Raw genomic sequence first — 22,929 nt, 5'->3', positions numbered from 1 at the left:
TAGACTTGTGGTATGAGATGTAAATGAGTAAAATACTGACCTTCACTTGTGATCAGGGCAATATCGCCCAGATCTTATCCATAACTTAATGAGGATTCTTCATGCCACAAGTTAAATTGAAAGAAGGCGAACCAGTAGACGTAGCTATCCGTCGTTTCAAACGTTCATGCGAAAAAGCGGGCGTTTTAGCTGACGTACGTAAGCGCGAATTCTACGAGAAACCAACTCAAGAACGTAAGCGCAAAAAAGCTGCTGCTGTTAAACGCTACCAAAAGAAATTGGCGCGTGAATCAGTACGTACTACTCGCCTTTACTAAGATTAATTTGTGATTGACTGCCTGGACTAAATAATGACTACTTTAAAAAGCCAAATAACTGAAGTTTTGAAAGCCACTATGCGTGCTAAAGAAATGGATAAGTTAACGGTAATTCGTGGTCTACAGGCGGCAATTAAGCAAATCGAAGTCGATGAGCGCAAAGAACTTGACGACGCTCAAGTTCTTGCGGTCATTGAAAAACAAATTAAACAACGTAAAGAATCGATCAAAGCCTTTGAAGGCGCTGGTCGAGAAGATTTAGCTAGTAAGGAACAAGCCGAACTTGAGGTTTTATCTCAATTTCTACCAGAAGCTATGACTGAGGAAGAACTTGATTCCATGATTGCGCAAACGATTGCAGCGCAAGAAGCTACTAGCATGAAAGATATGGGTAAGGTGATGAATTCTCTGCGTCCGCTCATAGCCGGGCGCGCCGATCCTTCTCAAGTTTCAGCAAAAATTAAAGCAAAACTGGCTTAATTTAAAAATCTTTAAATCGATTACGTTGAACTGACCTTAAAAAGGCAGTTCAAAGTTCTACTTTATATAAAAATTATTATTCTTCTTTTATTTTATCTCTTCATTCTCAGCTTTAAAACAGCTCCTGACTCATCTCTGTTTTACCCCCCTATTTGCAATGCCACTTTTCTAAGCTCTAAATTGTCGATCCTTTTGCATTTGGGTTAAACGCGTTTTAATGGTCGCTGACATTGATTCATTATCTTTTGCTAGACGCTGAGCATGCAATAAAGATTTAATCGCTTCTTCTTCAAAGCCCGACCAAAACTGCACTTCAGCCCGATAGCGCAAAACATTAATGGTATGCATTGGCGACTTTTTATCTAAACTTGCGGCTTGTTGCATCAGTCTCCACGCATTCACATCACGCGGATTATTTTTCAAAAAACGATTGAGTACAGGCTGCGCAAGCTCAGGTCGATTCTGACGAATGTAAACTTCAGCCAATTTATAATTTAAAGCCCGATTTTCAGGCATGATGCTCGCAGGTGATTGAATCACTGCTAAAGCCTCATTCACCCGATTTTGTCCAAGCAAAATATCAGTTTGAATTAAGATTTGTAGATTATGTAATTTCTGATCCGACTTGGCCTGATCTAACACTTGTTGAGCAAGCTTATAGTCACCTTGTTTAAGGTAAAAACTGGCCAAAGCCAGGTGTGCTGCATAACTGTTACGGCTTACCAACATCTGTAGTTGCTGTTCTGTCGCCTGATTCGAGATCACCATGGTATACAGCTTCAAGATCTCAAAGTCTTCATCACGCCAAGTAGATTTCACTTTAGGCAACTGATTCGCTCTCAGTCTCGCCTCACTCATTCGCTCAGTCGTGAGTGGGTGTGTGAACCAAAAGTCAGGTAAAAAACTCACTCGACTGGTTGCACGGTGCATCACTTCAAAAAAATCAGCCATACTTTGTGGATTATAACCAGCGCTATACATGTACTGCATCCCTATACGGTCAGCTTCACGCTCTTGGTTACGACTATAAGACAGCTGCTTGTCCATGAGTGCGGCTTGCGTACCAACCATGACCGCTGAACCGACATCACCATCGGCTTGAGACGCAACCAAAGCACCAACCAAAATCCCTGCCAGCGCGAGTAATCCCTGCCCCTTAAACGCCTCTTGCGAACGGCTGTAGTGGCGCTGTGTGACGTGCGCAATTTCGTGCGCCATTACACCAGCAACTTCATCCATATTATTGGCATTGGTAATCAAACCAGCGTTTAATGCAAACAAGCCACCCGGAACTGCAAAGGCATTAATTTGCGGGTCATTAATGACCACCAGACCAATCGGTTGACCAAGTTGGGTTTGACTCAAAATGCTTGAAAAAGCATTCATCAGTTGATCTTCTAGCCACGGATTTTGCGTAACAGGTAGCTGACGCTGTACTTCACGATAAACTTTTTCACCAATATAGCGCTCATTATATTGATCAATAAAACCTATACCCGAACCAATCTCAGGCACATTAAACTGTGGGGCATTCGTAAGAAATTGACCTTCTGCAAAACCAACAGTCGAAATAAGACTTAAACTGCACGCACACAGAAAACGCTTCAACCCTCACCCCGACTTTATTTAAAGGAATCGAATGACTATAACATTGATAATTGAATGAAAATGCAATGAAGTGTTATCAAATTTTTATCTAAATTCAGGATTCACCACATATTGAGGTTGACCACCCTCCAACGCTTTCACCAAGTTTTGGTAAGCCAACTCTGCCATTTTTTTACGTGTTACAGATGTTGCAGAACCAATATGTGGCAACGTTACCACATTATGCAGTTGGAACAGTGCTGAATCTTGTAAGGGTTCTTTTTCATAAACATCCAGCCCAGCTGCAAAAATTTGCTTTTGCTCCAAGGCCTGAATAAGTGCCTGTTCATCCACTACGGCACCACGCGAAATATTTACAAAGACGGCATGAGATTGCATTTTCTTAAAAGCTTCTGCATCAATCAAATGCTGCGTATTCGCGTTTAGATCAACCGCCACGACAATGAAGTCTGATTGCTCCAACAGCTCATCTAATTCACAAAAACGTGCATTTAATGGCTGAGCCAATTCTAATTTTTCTCGGCGCCCGTGATACAAAATATTCATATTGAAACCATGAAAACCACGTCGCGCAATTCCCGCACCAATATTTCCTAAACCAATAATACCCAATGTTTGACCAAATATTTCCTGACCAAATTGTGCCTGCCCGACAGTACGCGACCACTGACCTGTTTTGGTCCATTGATCTAAATAAGGCACTTGACGTGCCGCACTCATCAACAAAGTAAAGGCCAAATCGGCAGTCGTTTCAGTTAGCACATGAGGGGTGTGACTGAGCCAAATTTTTGCTTGGTTTAAGTAGTTCAAATCATAGTTGTCATAGCCAACACTGACACTAGATATAATTTTGAGCTGTTTCGCCGTTTCTAGGTTATTTTGATTAAGTAAACGCCCTGCACCAATCATGGCATCCGCATCCGCAACTTGCTCGCGGATTTGCGTATTTACATCACCTGCTTTCGGGTTGATGACCACCACGTGATAACGCTGCTCTAGGCGCTGTAATACTTCTGCATCTATTTGACTAAAAACAACGACTTTCTGCTTCATACCTATTCCATATTTTGTTGTTTTGCTCGCATCATGTGCCACAGGGCTTTTTTAAGTAATGGCTGATCAAGCATTTCTTGTAAGCTTGCTGCTTGTGTGACTTTTATACCATTAGCATTTGGTATAGAGCCCAATGCAATAACAGTTTTACCCTGACTTAAACCATCAAAGAAACCTTGAATATAACTCTGGACACCGCGCCCATCTTGTAAGTTCAACAAAGGAAAAGGCCAAGTCAGCGCATACTTTTGCGCTGGTAAGGCTTGCACAATATTTTGCCACAGCTGTTGCTGCTCCACGCTCAATTGTGTCGCTTCAATGACCAAGGCGCAGTGCTCCAAGGCAACAGCTTGCAACTGAAAAGCCTCAACATGGATGGCCTCTCGGACAATCTCTTCTTTTAATGCTGTAACAGTTTCTTGTTCAATCGGTTGTGTTGCAATTTCAGCAAGAGGCGCTGGATGTGGAAGCTTATTCTTTACAGGTGGATGTTCAGGAATGCTTTTGGCTTCGGGCTGAGACTGAGGTCGCACAATTTCAGAAATAATCTCAGTCGCGTTTTGATCTCGCCAGATCGATGTGGCTACATTTTGTTGAGACGGCAAAAAATCAGGAACCCACAAATCAATTCCTAAACTCGCCAAAACCTCACGCTGATGCCCGATCATCTTTTACCTTCACACTTAATTCAGTGCATATTCTATCGAGAAATGCCTAGAGATGCTGTTCTTTTCACATTTTATTCGCATAGACACTAGGCAAATATCAAGAACATGCTCAAGGCCAAATTCACCACTCAATTAAACAATCATCAAGCGATTCTTCTTTTGCATTTGCTCAACGATCTCTTCACTGTCAAAACCGAGACGCCAATAAAGCAACTCCAAAACATCCTGCTCATCTTGAGTAATAATGCGGTCATTCCATAGACAAATTTCAGCCACCCCCAAAATACTCAAACGATCTCGCAGCAGCAGCCCTGCCATATCATTTAAAATTTCAGCCAAATCAATCGGCTCATCTGAAATTTCCGCATACTGCTCCAACTCTTGCACAGTTAAAACTCGACGTAAAATTTTCTCTCGTACCTCCAACTGTGTTTCGCTATTGATTTGTTGCACATGTAACAAAGCATCAATTAAACGCACAATCTGCGGTTTAACTTCATCTAGGGCCGCAGGTGTATGTACAGGCAACAAATTCAGCTCAAACTTGACTCGTTCGAGCAACAGCGCATCCAACAGTCCAATTTCACCATCTTCCTGAATAATCCTCGCCAACTTTAATAAAAACTGGCGTGCAATTGTTGCTGGCATGCCACCAATATTTCGGCATGCCTCATGGAAAATTGAAATATGAACACGACCATCTAGGTTTAACAATGAATCAACAATGGCACGGCTGACTTCAGCCTCAGCAGGAATAAACTCACGGAATTGGCGAATCATTAAAATCGCGACCATCAGCTCGCGTGATCCTGTTGCGGTCTGTAAAGCACGCTGAATTAGCTCTGGACGTTCAATATGTGCACGTACTTCAGGGTTAAGCGGTTTAATTGCATCTTTAATGGCAAAACTAATTGGAGACAGTCTTAATAAGGGCAAAGGCTGCGGTGAAGTCCAAGGCGCTTGGAAATCTGCGTACTGCTCTTCTAAGGAACGAAACAAGCCAAATAACGGACGGTTGCGCAGTTTTTCTAGGTTTTCTAACTGTATGTCTTGAACCAAATTCGGATTCATTTCATAAATACGCTCTTCAATGCTTGGATGAATATTCATCCAACTTTGCGCACTTAATGAATTGGCAAAACACATGTGTGCAATCGATTCAGAGTATTCACTGTGAATTTGTGAACCTGCGTGATGCACATAGATACGCATCAAGGTTTGAATATTGGCATCATTTTGCATCAGACGACGTGTTTTCATATCATTTTTTAAAGTACGCCCCCCCAACGTCAGAAACTTAATGCAGCGGGTAACCAGCACCCCCAAACTACCAATCAGCCAGATCACACCACCTGTTGCGACAAAAGTGGTTTCAAAACTTTGCGACTTTTTATGATGGGTTGAAAATCCCAATTTAGCAATTTTACTGCCCCACTGACTAAAGGTCGTGAGAGCACTATATAAAATTTTTAACCGTGTGTTTTCAGCGGTCTCACCCGATAAAATTTGATTAAACTCATGATTCAACAAACCCGTCAGCTCAAGTTCATCGAGATTTTGCAGTGCGCCCCACGTTAAAATAATCGCAATATCTTTGGGATAAAAACCAGCAGTTAAGGCATTTACCCCCACTTCATCGGGCAAAACATACACAGCAGGTGTTTCAATTAAAAAAGTATCCGCTAGTTTTTCTGTAATTTTCAGCGCAATACTTTCTTCTGGTGTGCTTTCAATCAAACTTAAACGTCGTGCACGCAGTTGCTTGGCCAGACTATGTCCGCCTGAACGGAACACATACAGCTCATACACCACGGAATAGCTCATCACTAAGAGCAATAAACCAATGATATAAATACTCAAGCTATGCCAAAAAATGCTTTGACTCGAATCAAAATAAAAAACCAGCAGTCCAGCCACAGTATTTAAAATAAATAGCGACAAAAGTACCGCCAGCAAACAAATACTTGCAGACCACAACATATTTTTATTCTTTATGATTGAATAACTTACACCCTTCAATGTAAATCCCTTTTCTTACATTGTTTGAATCAATCCATCATAAATGAAAAAAGCGGGAAACTCCCGCTTTTCTCAAATCTAAATCAATTAGACTTCTTTCACACCCGTCAAATCAACGGAAGCTGCATCAATATTGACATCAATATAGCTGTCTTTCTTTTTCGATGTTTCACGACGTTTTGCCTGTAATTCATCTAAATAAGCTTCATCGATACCGCCAGCAACATATTTACCATCAAATACCGAGCAATCAAACTCTTGTAAATCTGGCACTTTGCTGGTGCGCACAGCTGCTTTTAAGTCTTCTAAATCTTGGAAAATTAGGCGATCTGCACCAATAATTTCACGAATTTCTTCAACTGTACGCTCAGATGCGATCAACTCTTCTTTTGCTGGCATATCAATGCCATACACGTTTGGATATTTCACCATCGGTGCAGCAGAAGCAAAGAAGACTTTTTTTGCACCCGCATCACGTGCCATTTGGATAATTTCGTTACACGTAGTACCACGTACAATTGAGTCATCCACCAAAAGTACATTTTTACCCTGGAACTCAAGTTCAACAGGGTTCAACTTTTGACGGACTGATTTTTTACGTAATTGCTGACCCGGCATAATGAAGGTACGGCCGATGTAACGGTTCTTCATAAAGCCTTCGCGGAACTTCACACCCAGCATATTTGCAAGTTCAAGAGCAGAAGTACGCGAGGTATCTGGAATTGGGATCACAACATCAATATCGTGCTCCTCACTCCACTCCGTCAGGATTTTCTGAGCAAGCTTTTCGCCCATTTTTAAACGTGCTTTGTAGACTGAAATGCCATCAATAATCGCATCTGGACGCGCAAAGTAAACATATTCAAAAATACATGGGCGGTATTCAGGCGCTTCAGCACACTGCTTGCTAAACATCTGCCCTTGTGAGTCGATAAAGATCGCTTCACCCGGCGCAATATCACGCTCAACTTTAAAGCCAAGTGCCGTAATAGCGACAGACTCAGATGCAATGATATATTCCATACCTGCATCAGTTTCACGCGAACCGTAAATCAGTGGACGAATACCATTTGGATCACGGAAGCCCACTAAGCCATGCCCAGTAAGCATTGCAACCACGGCATAACCACCTTTACAGCGCTCATGTACTTTACTAACCACATGAAAAATGTCGTCTGCTGTAGGCATCAATTTGCCGCGTTTTTGCAACTCATGCGCGAACACGTTTAACAGTACTTCTGAGTCTGAATCCGTATTCATATGACGTAAGTCTGTTTTAAACAGATCGTCATGAATTTCTTCAGCATTGGTTAAGTTACCATTATGCGCTAACGTGATCCCGTAAGGTGAGTTCACATAGAAGGGCTGCGCTTCAGCACTGCTCGATGAACCCGCTGTAGGATAACGCACATGCCCAATACCGTAATTACCTTGTAATGCACGCATATGGCGAGTGTGGAACACATCACGAACCATACCATTGTCTTTACGTAAGAATAAACGACCTTCGTGGCAGGTTACTATCCCAGCTGCATCTTGCCCACGATGTTGTAACATCGTTAATGCATCAAACAACATTTGGTTAACAGCTGATTTACCAGCTATACCAACTACTCCACACATAGCAACCTCGCAGACAAGCTAGGATTAATAAAAAGGATTATTTGTTGACTCACCCTGTCCCTCAGCATTTTTCGAGGAAATTTTCGGTGAAGAATCTGAAGATACATGTGTATCTTTAGACTTGATATGTGACATCGCCTCGCTTGCAGCCTCTTTAGAAAGCTCCATCGCCCATGGCGCGTAAGGCAAAAGTGTTTGGACAAATTTGGATTGTCTCCAATATGGAGAGCTTTCAACCCAAGACCCGACACCCTGCATCGTAATCAGAACAATTAACAACCCTTTTAATGAACCAAAAGCACCGCCGGCTAATCGATTCAAAGGCCCGAGTTTTAAACTCTTCAATATGTTATTCAGCAATGCCGTGACAATCCACGTCAAAACTACAATAACCAATACAATAAATGCAAAAGCTGCAATTTTTTGAACCACTGGATCTTCACTGAGTGAGACCATCGAAGGTGCTAGGACGCTTGCAAATTTAGCACCAACAATCAGCGCTAAAATCCATCCTATCAAGTTCGCAAAGGCTTTAACAAATCCTTGACGCAAACCGTTGAGCCCTCCAATGAGCAATACAATCAATATGAAGATATCAATGGCATTCATGTTGTTTTCATTGCAGAGACGCAGTCTTGAATTAAGGTTGGTCCTGTATAGATGAGGCCACTATAAACTTGTACAAGGTTTGCCCCTGCATTTTGTTTTGCAAGCGCCTGCTCACCCGACAAAATCCCACCCACACCAATCAAAGGAATCTGACCGTTTAAAACCTCAGCAAAGGCTTTTAAACACGCTGTGCTTTTCTCAAACACAGGCGCACCAGATAAACCACCCGCTTCATCACCAAAAGGTAAGTTTTCCACCCCTTCACGAGACAAAGTCGTATTGGTCACAATCAGACCATCAATTTTAAACTGAAGCAGTTGTTTCGCAATAAATTGAATATCTTCCGCTTCCAAATCTGGCGCAACTTTCAGCACCAAGGGTACATAGTGCTGTTGCTCTTCAGCCAACTCTAACTGACGTTTTTTCAGCGTCTCTAGCAGCTCGGTTAAAGCATCACCACTTTGCAAACTACGCAGGTTTTTAGTATTTGGAGAAGAAATGTTAACGGTAATATAAGACGCATAGTTATAGACTTTTTCTAAACAAATGAGATAGTCATCTACTGCCTTTTCGACTGGGGTATCCGCATTTTTGCCGATATTAATCCCCAAAACACCTTTAAATTTTGCTGCTTTGACGTTTTCAATCAGTTGATCCACACCATCGTTGTTAAAACCCATACGGTTAATAATGGCTTTAGCTTGTGGGATACGGAATAAACGTGGCAGAGGATTACCCTGCTGTGGACGCGGAGTAATGGTTCCAATTTCAATAAAACCAAACCCTAGACCTGCCAGTGCGTCAATATAAGCACCATTTTTATCTAGACCAGCAGCCAAACCTACAGGATTGGGGAACTCGATGCCCATACATGTCACCGGTTTAGCCGCTATATTTTGACGCATTAAGCCTAGCTTATGCGTTGATTTCAATAGCGATAGTGTTAGCTCATGTGCACGCTCTGGTGCTAAAGTAAACAACAAAGGGCGGGCAAGAGAATACAACATATCTGTAAAAGTCTACTGCTTTTTAAGTCGCCATATTATAGGCATAGCCTCGCTAAAACACCATGCTTCGTCTGGCTTTATTTTTAGCGATTATTTAACGCTAGCCGATAATTTAATCTGCCCTGCATCTGAGACCAACTCCATTTTTTCAATACTCAAACCATTTTGCGTCAGTTGGGTCAAAAAGTTGGCTAACACTACATAGTTGGCATGGCTTACTACCAACTGAATTTGTTCAGCATTCTGCTGCGAAGCAACCGACAAACCTTGCTGCTGTGCAATACGCTGGATCTGTTCCATCGGGGTTAGTTGACCATCTGAGCTCGATTTCATGGTGACTGCATTGCTCTGCATCCATGTCATGGTTTCTTTGAGCTGGTTCACGCGTTTTTGCTGTTTCTCTGCCGCAGCATGGGTATACCAAAGTGCAGCCCCTATCGAGCTCACCAATACGAAAATGAGCAAGAAGATGACTAATACACGGTCGCGCGGTGTAAGACGATCAAAATAAGTACTGATCAGCTCTAAACGCTGATCCAAAACAGTTTGTAAATTTTGCATGGCTTTCATTATTGTATTTTCACCATTCCAATTGCCCCACCCGTGGTCGGCTGAATATTGCCTAATTCAACCTGAAAACCTTGTTGATTAAGCTGCTGAGTGAGTGTCTGTAAAGCCTCTGCCGAGTTGGCTTTAAGTTGCATATTTAGGCTATTCGCTTCATACACCACCTGATTAGCCACAATTTGCTGTTGCATAAGCACAGGCCCAACGCGACTCAATAAAGACAAAGCTTGCGCATCCGCTTGTTTATTCATATTCAGTTGATATTCAAACTGGCTTCGCAGCGTTTGCTCGGTCACAGGATAGTTCGCACCAAACCAATATTTAAATTGATCGACCGCCTGAACAGCCACTTGCTCTGCAAGCTTTTTATTTTGATACCAACGGGTCGCATCATAGGTCAATTGCGTCACAATCAATGCAGCCAATACCGCTGCACAGGCTTTCCAATAGCCCGTTGAAACATGTTGCTCTTTCACCTTCGGCAAAAGATTCCATGGATGTTGTTTTGCTCTTGGCAATGCCATCCATTCATAATGGAAAGACTCAAGCTGCTCCTGCGTCACACTGGCGTTTAAGCTATGCATGTGCGAAGCACTAAAGTTACAAATTTTATATTTTTGGTTGACTGCTTGATAATCTAAAAATACAGCAAGATCATCAATTGATCCGCCCAACCAAGTATTAGCGCGAAACAGAAGTCGCTCTTCAACATAGCCCAAGATTACCTGTTCTGCGTCAGGTACAGGCAAAATCAGAAAATCAGGCAATAGGCTGACCAGCTTCACAGGAATCAAACTCAAGGCATGCTGTAAAGTCTCTAAACGATGCTTTGAAATACCCAAAACAGTGAGTTGCTCAGGCGCTTGAAAGTGATGTAATACTTTCATCTGATCGATTGAGCTCAATACATATTCTTCCAGCAAATACTTCACACCTTCAGCCCCCAACTGCTTGTATTGGGCCATAGGCATATTTTGCTGAATAATTTGCACATCACGGCTTGGAAAGAAAACAGTTGCTTCCTCACCATGATGCGCTTGTATATCTTGGATCAATTGCTCAATTGTATGAGCTGATTGCCATCTTTCCCCTATAGACCAGTGCCATGTTCCATCGGCTTCGGGCATCCAAATTTGCAACATGTATTATATTCTGCCGTTTTAATTCGTTTTTTATATGCTAGGTATAAATGCTTTTGTTTGTGTCGACAAGCCTTCCGCAATAACCGCTTGCTCATAAATCCGCGCTTCAGCCAAAGCATAAGGATTGAAAGATTCTGTCACCAAAATCGAGGCCATATGTGCCACCACATTCATATGGCACACCACCACAATAGACTCATACGGCAAATGTGATAACCATTCCACAGCCGCTTTTGCATCATCATCCGGCTTAATGGTATTGCAGATTACAACAGGCACATCCGAAAAATGCTGTTTAACGTGTGCCAATGTTTCTTGTGCACGCAGCAATGGGCTAACTACAAAGACATCAGGTTGGATCCGTGACTTTAAAAAGTCAGCAGTTTGCTCTGCCTGTGCATGCCCACGTTCGGTGAGTTGGCGTTTAGTGTCATTCCCCATGATCGGTGGCGCAGCTTCGCCATGACGTACCAAAGTCAGTTGCATAAAAAATCCTTATTCAAATCCTGATTATTTTAATTAATTTTTATGACAATTCAGTCATTCTACCCACTTAAACGCTCATTTTATTTCGTTTTTTAAGTGACTTTATACCTCATGATGCGGCAAAACAAACTCCACATCACTGCGGTGTCCATTTTTCATTAAGGATAATGCAATTGTCATTGGTGGCGCATTTTCAAAAATAACACTGTATAAAGCGCTAGTAATCGGCATATACACATCTAGCTCTTCAGAACGTGCTTTGACTTGTACAATGGTGTTAATGCCTTCTGCTGTTTGTCCCAATTCAGTGGTCGCCTGTTCCAAGCTCTTACCTTGACCCAGTGCAAAACCGACTTGATAGTTGCGACTCAGTGGACTGCTACACGTTGCAAATAAATCACCAACACCAGACAAACCCAAGAAGGTCAGTGGATTTGCCCCTAACTTCACAGCAAAGCGACTCATTTCCGCCAAAGCACGGGTCAAAATCATACTCTTGGTATTTTCACCGACTTTGTATGCAGCAGCCATTCCCATCGCAACCGCATAAATATTTTTAAGCGCACCGCCGAGTTCTACACCATGCACATCATCGCTGGCGAAAACACGGAACAAGGCACTATGTAAAGCTTGCTGTACCGCATAACGCACCAAGTCAGACTGGCTTGCAATGACCGTCCCAGCCGGTTGTCCTGCCACAATTTCCTTGGCTAAGTTTGGCCCAGATAACACGCCATAAGGCACTTCTGGTAGCTCTGAGCGAATAATATCACTCATAAAACTAAAAGTATTCGCTTCGATACCCTTGGTCAAAGACACCACGGCTTGCGAAGTAATAAACGGTTTAATTTGTTTGAGTACATCACGGAAAGAATGACTCGGAATCGCCACCAAAATAATATCGCGATCACGAACAGCCTCTTCTATATTTGAAACTGCACGTAAACCGTCTTCAAGTTTAAAATCGGGCAAATAGCGTTTATTCACATGTGTCGCATTGATATCAGCCGCAACCGCTTCATCACGAATCCAAATCATGGTATCGCAGCCATTACGAACCGCGGTATTCGCCATCGCTGTCCCAAAACTACCACCACCCAAAACGGTAATACGTAGTGCCGTTTTTTGATCTACTGCTACAGGTTCAACCAAATCTGAAAACTTCAACTCTGACATTATTTTTATATCCTAAAATGGAACTATTGATTCCAATAACTTACATAATCTTGGGTTTGAATTTCGGCACGTGGCGGAATCGCTTTAACTGCCGTACCAATATATAAAATACCTGAGATCAAATCATCTGCGCTGAGGCCTAAAGCCTGTTTGAAATGCACCGACTCCACCACTGCCCCACTACGCCACATACTCGAAAAACCTTGAGCTTGTAGGGACAAAATAAAATTCTGAATAGTAGCCCCACTACTTAAAGTCTGCTCAAAATTAGGGACTTTCGGATGCGATTGAAATTTAGTCAATGCCAAAACCAGTAATGGGGCACGAAAAGGATGATTTTTAACACGCTCTAACTGTGCTGACTCAGTCTCACCCAAATCAGCCAAGGCTTGTGACAATAACTCACCAAATGCCTCACGTTGATCTTCAGCAATTACGATAAAACGTGTCGGCTTTAAACGATGATGATCTGGTGCAGTCAATGCGGCTTGAAATGCCCGCTCTAATTGTTCTGCATTGGGAGCAGGCTCGACCAAATGGCCAATCGATTGACGTTGATGCATATTCTGGTGAACGATATCTACCGCGAGTTCCGTCATTAGGCTCTTAATCTTTCAAATTAAACAATACGTTTTAGAGTAGCACACTCTGAAAAGTTTGCTCTAGGGCTTCAGTATGAAATACCCAGTTTCGGCAAAACTAATTTTAAAATTTTGAGCACTTTTCAAACTGTTCGATAAGACTGCATTTTTCATACATTTCTTACATGATTCATCCTACAAGCTATGTTCCAATAAACAATGATTTAATAAAACATGACTGGGGTATGAAATGAAAAAGAATATCGCTATTGCTGGAGCAGCAGCACTAACACTACTTCTAAGCGCTTGTGCATCGACACCAAGCAACTCTTTAGCGATCCAAAAAGCTGACAATCAATACGAAGTTACGGGTATTGGGAAAACTGCATTGATTGCAAAAAACAACGCCATTGAAGCAGCAGCTAAAACGTGTGGCTCTAAAGCAACAGCGATTGTGAGTGATGAAAAAACTGAATATCAAGGTGCTTTGAAAGGCGTGGTGAGCGATGAAACTGGAAAAATGATCCAAGCAGCCGCATCTGTACTAGGTTCTATTTCGGGTACAAACTCAGGCATTAACCAAGACAGTGACTATCAAACAGTCCTGACTTTTTCGTGTAAAGCAAAATAAAGATGCCATAAAAAAACCGCTCATCTGAGCGGTTTTTTTACACCAAACACGTCAAACGATTAGCAATAGCCTTCTAAACGTGTCAGTGGCAGTTTTTGCCCAATGGCTTTTTCAATTTCGGGTAGATAGAACGCATCATCTTCAGATAAGAAACTAATACTCACACCACGCGTACCAGCACGACCTGTACGACCAATACGGTGCACATAGTCATCCGACTGTTCAGGTAAAGTGAAATTGACCACATGCGATACACCATCCACATGGATACCACGTCCCGCAACATCGGTTGCAATCATGATGTTATGTTGACCATTTTTAAATTGATCTAACATTTTCAAACGTTTGTCTTGTGCAATTTCACCTGACAGCATCACCACTTTATAGCCATCACGCTTCAAGTTGTCATAGAGCTTACGCACTTGATCGCGACGATTTGCGAAAATCATCACTTTTTCAATGGGCTCATCACGCAGAATGTCTTGTAGCAATTTATATTTATCAGACTTTGCGACCATGTACACCCGTTGTTCAACGTCTGCATTGGTCTTCTTCTCTGGCTCAATTTCAACAGTTACAGGTTCAAACAACCACTGCTGCGCAAGGTTTAAAACATCGTAACTAAACGTTGCAGAGAACATCAGAGTCTGACGTTGTTCCTTACGCGGTGAGAAACGAACAATACGTTTGACTGAAGGAATAAAGCCCATATCTAATAAGCGATCGGCTTCATCAATCACTAAAAATTCAATCTGGTCGAGCCAAACTTCTTTTTGTTCAACAAAGTCAATCAGACGACCTGGCGTCGCCACCATAATATCGACAGGTTTTTTATCAAGTTGTGCTTTTTGTTTATCAAAGTCAACGCCGCCTAAAAGCGTCACGACATGTAAATCTGAGAATTTTGTGAGTTCTTTCGCATCGCTTTCGATTTGCAGTGCAAGCTCTCGAGTCGGTGCTAAAATCAAGGCACGAGGTTCACCGCGGTAGCGCTGCTCTTGAATTGGATTATTCAGCAAGTCGTTAATCACGCTCACCAAAAATGCCGCTGTTTTACCAGTCCCTGTTTGCGCACGACCAATTGCATCGTGTCCCGCCAAAGTGAATTTTAAAACCTTTTGCTGAATAGGCGTCATATCCTTAAAACCTAAAGCATCAATAGCTCGTTTAAGTTGAGGATGTAAATTTAAGGTTTCAAAACCTGATGACATATAAGTGCGCTCTGACGAAAAATCACGAAAATTGATCTGTAGTATAAACAAAAACGCCCCAATTTACATTGGGGCGTTTTAAAGTACGTTCAGACAATTAGTCTAAAGGTTGTACTTCTTCAGCTTGGAAGCCTTTTTGACCTTTTACAACGCTGAATTCAACGCGTTGGCCGTCACGTAGTGAACGGTGGCCGTCGCCTTGGATTGCACGGAAGTGAACGAATACATCGTCGCCGCCATTGCGTTGGATAAAGCCGAAGCCTTTAGTGTCGTTGAACCATTTAACTACGCCTTGTTCACGAGCTGTCATAAGTTAATCCTCATTGTATCTAAAAGAAGGACCACCCGGTGTTGCAAACAGCAGACCAAACAAGGTTTAAAAATATTTATTATTTCTAAGCTTGTAATCATTCTGTATAACTATTAACAAAATCCCGGTTACATCCATTTGTAAAATAGGCTTTAAAACAATTTATGGTTGTGTTAAATCCCAGTACGCGACGAGCTTAACATGGGTTAAAAACAATTCATACCCTTTTTTTTGATTAATCGTCTTTTTAATTCAGCATATTTTTTAACTAGTTATTTGTAATTTTAGATATAGCGACTATAGGCCTATAACACATGAAATATTTGGGTTTTGGCACTGAATTTGCTACTATTTCTATCACCCTGAATGTTGTGAAGCCTTACTAAGCTATATGAGTGATATCGAACAAAATACCAACATTATTGATGTAATGGGGCAACCATGTCCTATGCCTCTGTTGTTGCTTAAACGCGCACTTAAGAAGAGTCCGGCGCAGCATTTTCTATTAAAATCGTCTGATCCACACAGTCAGATCGATATCACGCGTTATTGCGAAATCCATCATTTAACTTGCGTTTTGAAACAAATTAATGAGCATGAATTTCACTACTTCATTGAATCTTAATTCTTTTCAATTACACTAAGTCTATTCACATTTGCATAAAAGTTTACATTTCTATACCCAATTTTCCATTATTCAGCGGAAGATTGGATTAAGATAAATTCAATTGTTGGGTAAAAATGAAATCCCTAAGGAGAACACATGAGTGACAGCAGCAATCAATTGATGCCCCTGTCATTATCGGCACCAGGTGTAAACTTGGGCGCTTATATTAGTACTGTCAACCAAATCCCGATTTTGACAGCGGAACAAGAAAAAGAGTTAGCTGAACGCTACTATTATGACCAAGACCTCGATGCCGCTAAACTTTTAGTCATGTCGCATCTGCGTTTTGTGGTTCATATTGCCCGCAGTTATGCAGGCTACGGCTTACCTCAAGGTGACCTCATTCAAGAAGGTAACTTGGGCTTAATGAAAGCTGTTAAACGCTTCGACCCAAACATGGGCGTACGCTTGGTCTCTTTTGCGGTACACTGGATTAAAGCCGAAATTCACGAATATGTGATTCGTAACTGGCGTATTGTCAAAATTGCAACGACTAAAGCACAACGTAAACTGTTCTTTAATTTACGTAGTCTAAAAAAATCGTCTAAAAAGCTCACTCTAAAAGAAGCTCAATCGATTGCAAATGACCTCAATGTGACACCTGAACAGGTGTTAGAAATGGAAGGTCGTTTAACTGCTTATGATGCAGCGTTTGAAGCTCAGGGCGATGATGACGATGAAGGTTCAACCCATGTTGCACCTGCACTCTATCTTGAAGATAACCGCTACGACCCAGCGCGTTTGGCTGAAGAAGAAGATTACGAAGAACAGAGCACCAATGCTTTGCATGATGCGATGGAACAACTTGATGACCGTTCGCGTAATATTTTACAGCGCCGTTGGTTAGATGATGAAAAATCGACACTGCACGAACTGGCTGCTGAATATAATGTTTCGGCCGAACGTATTCGTCAGCTTGAAAAAAATGCCATGGAAAAAATTAAAGTGGCAATGTCATCAAACTAAGATGATACAGAAAAGGGCGAAATGCCCTTTTCTTTTTACCAATAAATGAGGCTTTTTGTCTTTTAACCTTTCTTCAAAATATGCTACTTTGTTGCGCACAGTGATATAAGTAAAGCATTGCATATGTGGATTGCGATTTCAGCGCTGAATTTAGCGTTTGCCGTTATATTAGGTGCCTTTGGCGCACATGGTCTCAAAGCACGTGCTACTGAAGCCCAATTGGCTTGGTGGCAAACTGCAACTGATTACTTTTTTTACCATGCGCTTGGTTTACTGGCGCTCGGCATTTTGGCCAAAGTTATTCCTCAACTTCCCATCAAAACCAGCTTTTTACTGATTCAAATCGGCATCTTCTTTTTCTGTGGTTCCCTCTATGTCATGGCATTGGGCTTACCGCGTGGCCTAGGTGCGATTACCCCGATTGGTGGTGCATTGATGATTGCAGGTTGGTTGGTTCTGGCATGGAATGCCATGAAATATGCCAAGTAAACAACTAGAGATGAGCACGATGCAGATTTATTTAAACGGCGAACTACAGCACACCGAATGTAAAAACCTGCTTGAACTGGTGCAAACCTTTGCACTTGAAGGCAAACGTTTTGCTGTTGAGCAAAATGAAAATATTATTAGTAAAAGTAAATTGGAACACACTCCAATTTGTGCAATGGATCGAATTGAAATTATTCATGCCGTCGGTGGCGGTTAATACGGAGTTCACATGCAAGACAGCCCTCTCATCATTGGTTCTAGATCATTTCAATCTCGTCTACTGGTGGGCACAGGTAAATATAAGGACCTGCTAGAAACCGATTTGGCCATTCAAGCCAGTGGTGCAGAAATCGTGACGGTTGCGATTCGTCGCGTCAATATTGGTCAGCATCCTGATCAACCAAACTTATTGTCCGTGGTCCCACCTGAAAAATACACCATTCTCCCAAATACAGCAGGCTGCTTTGATGCCAATAGTGCCGTGCGCACCTGTATGTTGGCGCGTGAATTATTAGACGGTCATAACTTGGTCAAGCTTGAAGTATTGGGCGATGAAAAAACGCTATATCCAAACATTACCGAAACATTGAAAGCGGCACGCACCTTGATTGACGATGGTTTTGAAATCATGGTCTATACCTCGGATGACCCAATTGTGGCACAAGAACTTGAAAGCATGGGCTGCGTTGCCATCATGCCTTTAGGCAGTTTGATTGGTTCGGGTCTAGGAATTTTGAATCCACACACGATTTCTATTATTAAAGAAAATGCCAAAGTGCCAGTATTGGTGGATGCAGGTGTGGGTACGGCAAGCGATGCAGCCATTGCCATGGAACTCGGCTGTGACGGCGTGTTGATGAATACCGCGATTGCTGCCGCTCAACATCCAATTTTAATGGCTTCTGCAATGAAAAAAGCAGTTGAAGCGGGTCGAGAAGCCTTCCTCGCAGGTCGTATGCCTCGCAAACGTATGGCCAATGCAAGCTCACCAGAAACAGGTTATTTCTTTAAGTAATGTCTTAATCTGTGTTAAGCAATCAAAAAGGACTCTTCGGAGTCCTTTTTTATTTATCTCAACACTAGGACAACACTTTATGATCACCTAGTTTGTAAGGACATTTCACCACACGCTTTGATACACTCAACCATCTTTATTTATTAACATCGATAACCATATAAAAATGAGAGGAAATGATGCCCATGCAAAAATGGATTAGACCAACACACATAGTCAATGCCCTATTTTTCATAACTTTTACCAACAGTACTTGGGCCAAAGTAGAGGCAAAACCTACGCTCAAAACGAGCTACCAATCTTTTGTGCCAAAAAACTGGAAGATTTTAGAAAAAGTCCAAGGCGATTTAAACCAAGATGGTCAAGCGGATATTGCCCTGATTATTGAAGACACCAATCCTGAACATATTGTTAAAAATGATCGCTTAGGGAGTGATGTCCTCAATATCAATGAACGAAAGCTTTTGGTTTTATTGAAGCAAACGCATGGTTATCAACTTGCGGCAACTAATACTACTTTGCCGACAGAAGGCGATATAGAGTCCCCTTGCCTTGCTGATCCACTCGGTGAGACTGAAGCGTTAAGCATTCAAAAAGGTGTGCTCAAAATTCATCTGCACTACTGGTTAAGCTGTGGTTCGTGGTATGTGACCAATCACACGTATACCTTCCGATACCAAGACCGTGCATTTAAACTGATTGGTTATGATGTCGATGATTTCCACCGTGCATCAGGCGACATCACGGCGCGAAGTATTAATTTTATGACAGGCAAAGTAAAAAGTACGACAGGCCAAAATGAGTTTGCTGAAAGCACTCAACCTGTCAAAGTTCAATGGACAACACTCAAACAGCGCTACACATTGAAACTCGAACAGGTTCAGTTCAATGAGCCACTGGAGTTTAAATAAACAGAGCGAAGAAAAGCGCTGTTAAACTCATATGTGTAGCTTATTTCACTTCTAAAATACGAATTTGTACATGAGCAACTGCACCTTCAGTTGCTTGAGCATGTTGCTGCATATTGATACTGTGCATATGTGTTTCTAAATGCTTCATGCTTTCCCATTTTTCATACATCATGATTGAAAACGGTACTTTGGTTTGTAATGCACTCTCAACAGCAGGATGGTCGATATGCACATCATAGAGATGGCAACCGGGCTCTTGTAATACTTGCTCACGGATGTTGTTGAATGAATCAAGAACCGTTGTAAAATCTTGCTCTGAATGACAAATAATTTCAGCAATGACAGTTAACATGGTCACTTCTCCCGATTAAGCAAAAACTTGCGTCAAATGGTCACGGTACTGTGCCATATAGGCTTCAACTTCAGGGGCTTTAATCACATCATTGACAATAAACGTCGGTAAGGTTTGCATCCCTAAAAATTGATTGGCTTTGTGAAAAGGTAAATAAACCCCGTCGACCCCAACCCCATGGAAAAATTGTTCAGCGTCGTTAAATGCATCCATCGGTGCATTCCATGTCAACGACAGCATATAGTTTTTATCGTGAATCAGACCGCCTGAACCATACTTTTTTGAAGCATCCGAACGTGAGCGACCATCATTGGCATACAGACTACCGTGCCCTTCGGTAAAGACATCATCGATATATTTTTTCACAGTCCATGGTGCACCCATCCACCAACCCGGCATTTGGTAAATCACGCTGTCTGCCCACAGAAATTTCTCCACTTCAGCTTTTGTATCATATTCACTGTCGGCACGGGTCACTTGAACCTGATGTCCTAGACCTGACAAGACCTCTTGTGCAAGTTGAGTTAAGGTATCGTTTAACTGACCATTCGAGTGTGCAAAAGTTTTTGCACCGTTAATTAATAAAATATTTTTCATGGGAATAGCCTAAAAGCCAAAATCTATGCAGGCACTATAAAGATTCTGTTCAACACTAAAAAGGAGTGAATCTGCAAAATATTATTGACTAAATATCAACAATAAACTTTAGAGTAATAAAAAAGCGCCTCTCGGCGCTTCTTCAATGCATCAAAATTAAGGAATTAGACCTTCATCTCGCATTGCAATTTGTACTGACTGACGTTCAGCTACTTTATTACGGATAAAGATAATATTTTTATATGGTGATAAATCATGTTCGATGCCATTTGACCAATTGGTAAGGACAAATAAATATGCATCTGCGGGGCCAAAATTATCATCGACCAAATAGTCATGATCCGACTCACCAATTTGTTTGTCGATATAACTGAGTAAACGATCAATCTCTGCATAGGCTTTTTCTTTGGCAGCAGCATCTAATGGTGCACCGAAAAAAACGGCATAAGCATCGTGCAATTCAGAGTTTAAATAACCTAACCATTCTAAAACTTTGGCACGCCCCAAACCCGATGGCGGAATAAGATCTTGTTTTGGATCATGTTGTGCTAAAAATGGCAAAATGGCTACATTTTCAGTCAGAATCAAACCTGGATTAATCTCTAAAGCGGGGACATATCCTTTTGGATTAATTTCGTAATAATCAGCACCTTTTTCTGTTTTATGTGTTTTTAAATCTACTCGGACTAAATCAAAGTCAACATTAATTTCATTGAGGATAATGTGCGCCGCAAGCGAGCACGCACCCGGTGCATAATAAAGCTTCATATCTGATCCTTGTTATAACTCTATTCTCTGTTTTAAATGGCTTCTAACAAACTTTCAAGTGATCAAAACCTGTAAATTGCAAAAAAGCGTAAACGAAAAATCATCCGTTCGCCTATTGAATATTGTCTAATTCACATTTTTTTTCAAGTACAACAACACTGCAATTTGCAACAGAGTTGTTTTATCATAGCCCCCTTGACCCTAAAATGAATTTGATCTGTGATTAGCTTTAAAAAAGATGAATGGTTTTCTAACATTCGTACCGATGTTCTTGCTGGTTTAGTGGTAGGACTTGCACTGATTCCCGAATCTATTGCTTTTTCAGCAATTGCAGGTGTAGACCCTCAAGTCGGACTGTATGCCTCCTTTTGTATCGCAGTGAGCATTGCTTTTTTTGGTGGTCGTCCAGCCATGATTTCAGCAGCAACAGGCGCCATGGCCCTACTCATGATCACGCTGGTCAAAGAGCATGGTTTACAGTATTTACTGGCGGCAACCATTCTCACTGGGGTCATTCAAATCATTGCAGGTTATTTTAAAGTCGCCAAACTGATGCGTTTTGTGTCGCAGTCAGTGGTGTATGGTTTTTTAAATGCACTGGCGATTTTAATCTTCGTGGCACAACTTCCAGAGCTCAGCCAAATGAATTACTGGGGCTATGCATTTGTCGCTCTTGGCCTCGCTGTGATTTATCTGTTTCCTTATTTGCCTAAAGTGGGGAAAGCCATTCCTTCACCGCTTATTTGTATTCTTGTCCTGACCGCTTTGGCGCTGTTTTTAGGCACAGACATGCGTATGGTCAGTGACTTAGGTCATTTCCCCGATACTTTACCTATTTTTCTATTACCTGATATTCCACTAACCTTTGAAACGCTACAAATTGTCTTCCCTTATGCCATTACATTAGCGACCGTCGGTTTGCTTGAAAGCATGATGACCACGACGGTGGTAAATGAAGTCACAGGCACTGAAGGTGATCGTCATCAAGAATGTCGTGGACAAGGCATGGCCAATATTGTGAGCGGTTTTATGGGCGGTATGGCAGGCTGTGCCATGATTGGACAGTCTGTGATTAATGTCAGCTCAGGTGCACGTACTCGGCTTTCAACCTTAGTGGCTGGTGTGTTTTTACTGTGTTTGGTGGTGTTTTTTAAAGACTGGCTGTCTTATATTCCAATGGCAACTTTGGTTGCCATTATGATCATGGTGGCATTTACAACCTTTCAATGGGACTCGGTTAAAAACTTCTCTAAACACCCGCTACAAAGTAATGTGGTGATGCTCAGTGTCGTGATCATTGTCTTAGCCACACATAATCTTGCCTTGGGTGTCTTTGTCGGAGTTTTGCTGTCCGCATTATTTTTCATCAATAAACTGGAAAGTACGGTTCATGTTCATTCCGAACTACACAATCATACCCGTCGCTATCTGGTAAGTGGTCAAATTTTCTTTAGCAGTTCAGAGAAATTCTTTCAGTTTTTTGACTTTAACGAACATATTCAGAAGGTTGAAATTGAACTCAGCCATGCACATATTTGGGATATGACTTCAGTCAATATGTTAAATGCGGTAGTTGAAAAGTTTGAAGCCCAAGGTGTTGTGGTCGAGGTGTTAGGCTTAAATGAAGCCAGCAGCACCCTCATTGACCGTATCAGCTCATAAAGTTGAAACCATAG

At 41.8% G+C, this 22,929-nt stretch carries 27 protein-coding genes; 10 read left to right on the top strand and 17 right to left on the bottom strand.

What is annotated here, in order from left to right:
* Positions 1–101: 101 nt before the first annotated feature.
* Entirely contained in the window at positions 102–317 is a 216-nt protein-coding gene (gene rpsU / locus PTT44_RS12935) for a 30S ribosomal protein S21 (protein WP_001136722.1), read from the top strand.
* A gap of 33 nt (positions 318–350) precedes the next feature.
* Complete coding sequence (locus PTT44_RS12930; RefSeq protein ID WP_004982206.1) at positions 351–797, top strand: GatB/YqeY domain-containing protein; 447 nt, start codon at positions 351–353, stop codon at positions 795–797.
* Positions 798–965: 168 nt separating this feature from the next.
* Here the strand turns inward: PTT44_RS12930 and PTT44_RS12925 are convergent, their stop codons facing one another.
* The 12 genes from PTT44_RS12925 to PTT44_RS12870 all read right to left on the bottom strand — a co-directional run bounded on the left by PTT44_RS12925 (position 966) and on the right by PTT44_RS12870 (position 13,354).
* Complete coding sequence (locus PTT44_RS12925) at positions 966–2,405, bottom strand: M48 family metalloprotease (RefSeq protein WP_168158905.1); 1,440 nt, start codon at positions 2,403–2,405, stop codon at positions 966–968.
* 84 nt (positions 2,406–2,489) lie between these two features.
* Positions 2,490–3,458, bottom strand: coding sequence for a 2-hydroxyacid dehydrogenase (locus PTT44_RS12920; RefSeq protein ID WP_168158906.1), 969 nt, complete (start codon positions 3,456–3,458; stop codon positions 2,490–2,492).
* A gap of 2 nt (positions 3,459–3,460) precedes the next feature.
* Positions 3,461–4,126: a hypothetical protein gene (locus PTT44_RS12915; RefSeq protein ID WP_062033874.1), complete on the bottom strand. Its 666-nt coding sequence runs from the start codon at positions 4,124–4,126 to the stop codon at positions 3,461–3,463.
* 132 nt (positions 4,127–4,258) lie between these two features.
* Entirely contained in the window at positions 4,259–6,145 is a 1,887-nt protein-coding gene (locus PTT44_RS12910) for a M48 family metalloprotease (RefSeq protein ID WP_168158907.1), read from the bottom strand.
* Positions 6,146–6,232: 87 nt separating this feature from the next.
* Positions 6,233–7,768, bottom strand: coding sequence for an amidophosphoribosyltransferase (gene purF / locus PTT44_RS12905; RefSeq protein WP_168158908.1), 1,536 nt, complete (start codon positions 7,766–7,768; stop codon positions 6,233–6,235).
* Between the two features lie 24 nt (positions 7,769–7,792).
* Positions 7,793–8,377 (bottom strand): CvpA family protein, encoded by a 585-nt coding sequence (locus PTT44_RS12900; RefSeq protein WP_004696270.1) that lies wholly within the window; start codon positions 8,375–8,377, stop codon positions 7,793–7,795.
* The gene (locus PTT44_RS12895) at positions 8,374–9,384 is read right to left on the bottom strand and encodes a quinone-dependent dihydroorotate dehydrogenase (protein ID WP_168158909.1); all 1,011 of its coding nucleotides are present in this window, start codon (positions 9,382–9,384) and stop codon (positions 8,374–8,376) included. The genes PTT44_RS12900 and PTT44_RS12895 overlap by 4 nt, the downstream gene beginning before the upstream one ends.
* A 90-nt stretch (positions 9,385–9,474) precedes the next feature.
* Entirely contained in the window at positions 9,475–9,954 is a 480-nt protein-coding gene (gene gspM / locus PTT44_RS12890; protein WP_168158910.1) for a type II secretion system protein GspM, read from the bottom strand.
* Positions 9,954–11,093 (bottom strand): type II secretion system protein GspL, encoded by a 1,140-nt coding sequence (gspL, locus tag PTT44_RS12885; RefSeq protein ID WP_168158911.1) that lies wholly within the window; start codon positions 11,091–11,093, stop codon positions 9,954–9,956. Before gspL ends, gspM begins: the two co-directional genes overlap by 1 nt.
* A 30-nt stretch (positions 11,094–11,123) precedes the next feature.
* Entirely contained in the window at positions 11,124–11,579 is a 456-nt protein-coding gene (gene sixA, locus PTT44_RS12880; RefSeq protein WP_168158912.1) for a phosphohistidine phosphatase SixA, read from the bottom strand.
* A 102-nt stretch (positions 11,580–11,681) separates the two neighbouring features.
* A complete protein-coding gene (locus PTT44_RS12875; protein WP_004982230.1) occupies positions 11,682–12,755 on the bottom strand; it encodes an NAD(P)H-dependent glycerol-3-phosphate dehydrogenase in 1,074 nt (357 codons plus the stop codon).
* A 23-nt stretch (positions 12,756–12,778) separates the two neighbouring features.
* Positions 12,779–13,354, bottom strand: coding sequence for a nitroreductase family protein (locus PTT44_RS12870; protein WP_168158913.1), 576 nt, complete (start codon positions 13,352–13,354; stop codon positions 12,779–12,781).
* 232 nt (positions 13,355–13,586) lie between these two features.
* On the opposite strand from PTT44_RS12870, the gene PTT44_RS12865 reads away from it, so the two are divergent.
* Entirely contained in the window at positions 13,587–13,967 is a 381-nt protein-coding gene (locus tag PTT44_RS12865; RefSeq protein WP_078388929.1) for a hypothetical protein, read from the top strand.
* A 59-nt stretch (positions 13,968–14,026) separates the two neighbouring features.
* Here PTT44_RS12865 and rhlB read toward each other — a convergent pair whose 3' ends face one another.
* Together rhlB and PTT44_RS12855 are read right to left on the bottom strand one after the other, a co-directional pair.
* Positions 14,027–15,178 carry an ATP-dependent RNA helicase RhlB gene (gene rhlB, locus PTT44_RS12860; RefSeq protein WP_005400612.1) on the bottom strand — a complete coding sequence of 384 codons (1,152 nt, stop codon included), beginning with the start codon at positions 15,176–15,178 and terminating at the stop codon, positions 14,027–14,029.
* Between the two features lie 97 nt (positions 15,179–15,275).
* Positions 15,276–15,488 (bottom strand): cold-shock protein, encoded by a 213-nt coding sequence (locus PTT44_RS12855; protein WP_004648643.1) that lies wholly within the window; start codon positions 15,486–15,488, stop codon positions 15,276–15,278.
* Positions 15,489–15,879: 391 nt separating this feature from the next.
* Between PTT44_RS12855 and PTT44_RS12850 the strand changes: the two genes are divergently transcribed.
* The 6 genes from PTT44_RS12850 (at position 15,880) to PTT44_RS12825 (ending at position 19,536) form a co-directional block, all read left to right on the top strand.
* Positions 15,880–16,113 (top strand): sulfurtransferase TusA family protein, encoded by a 234-nt coding sequence (locus tag PTT44_RS12850; protein ID WP_168158914.1) that lies wholly within the window; start codon positions 15,880–15,882, stop codon positions 16,111–16,113.
* A gap of 138 nt (positions 16,114–16,251) precedes the next feature.
* Complete coding sequence (gene rpoH / locus PTT44_RS12845) at positions 16,252–17,121, top strand: RNA polymerase sigma factor RpoH (RefSeq protein WP_004982243.1); 870 nt, start codon at positions 16,252–16,254, stop codon at positions 17,119–17,121.
* Positions 17,122–17,244: 123 nt separating this feature from the next.
* A complete protein-coding gene (locus PTT44_RS12840) occupies positions 17,245–17,610 on the top strand; it encodes a DUF423 domain-containing protein (RefSeq protein ID WP_062033855.1) in 366 nt (121 codons plus the stop codon).
* 19 nt (positions 17,611–17,629) lie between these two features.
* Complete coding sequence (gene thiS, locus PTT44_RS12835) at positions 17,630–17,827, top strand: sulfur carrier protein ThiS (protein ID WP_004696245.1); 198 nt, start codon at positions 17,630–17,632, stop codon at positions 17,825–17,827.
* Between the two features lie 12 nt (positions 17,828–17,839).
* Positions 17,840–18,625, top strand: a complete 786-nt coding sequence (locus PTT44_RS12830) for a thiazole synthase (protein WP_168158915.1) — start codon at positions 17,840–17,842, stop codon at positions 18,623–18,625.
* 185 nt (positions 18,626–18,810) lie between these two features.
* Entirely contained in the window at positions 18,811–19,536 is a 726-nt protein-coding gene (locus tag PTT44_RS12825) for a hypothetical protein (RefSeq protein WP_168158916.1), read from the top strand.
* 40 nt (positions 19,537–19,576) lie between these two features.
* On the opposite strand, the gene PTT44_RS12820 is transcribed toward PTT44_RS12825, so the two are convergent.
* The 3 genes from PTT44_RS12820 to PTT44_RS12810 all read right to left on the bottom strand — a co-directional run bounded on the left by PTT44_RS12820 (position 19,577) and on the right by PTT44_RS12810 (position 21,253).
* Positions 19,577–19,888: a putative quinol monooxygenase gene (locus tag PTT44_RS12820; RefSeq protein WP_168158917.1), complete on the bottom strand. Its 312-nt coding sequence runs from the start codon at positions 19,886–19,888 to the stop codon at positions 19,577–19,579.
* Between the two features lie 15 nt (positions 19,889–19,903).
* Positions 19,904–20,485 (bottom strand): NAD(P)H-dependent oxidoreductase, encoded by a 582-nt coding sequence (locus tag PTT44_RS12815; protein ID WP_168158918.1) that lies wholly within the window; start codon positions 20,483–20,485, stop codon positions 19,904–19,906.
* 156 nt (positions 20,486–20,641) lie between these two features.
* Positions 20,642–21,253: a glutathione binding-like protein gene (locus tag PTT44_RS12810; RefSeq protein WP_078388936.1), complete on the bottom strand. Its 612-nt coding sequence runs from the start codon at positions 21,251–21,253 to the stop codon at positions 20,642–20,644.
* A gap of 219 nt (positions 21,254–21,472) precedes the next feature.
* Between PTT44_RS12810 and PTT44_RS12805 the strand changes: the two genes are divergently transcribed.
* Positions 21,473–22,915 carry a SulP family inorganic anion transporter gene (locus tag PTT44_RS12805; protein ID WP_168158919.1) on the top strand — a complete coding sequence of 481 codons (1,443 nt, stop codon included), beginning with the start codon at positions 21,473–21,475 and terminating at the stop codon, positions 22,913–22,915.
* Positions 22,916–22,929: the final 14 nt, after the last annotated feature.

It is taken from the genome of Acinetobacter sp. Gutcm_16 (assembly GCF_028649355.1).
Lineage (GTDB): Bacteria > Pseudomonadota > Gammaproteobacteria > Pseudomonadales > Moraxellaceae > Acinetobacter > Acinetobacter johnsonii.
Note: the sequence above shows the minus strand (reverse complement) of the source record. Positions and strands in the feature narration are given on the sequence as shown.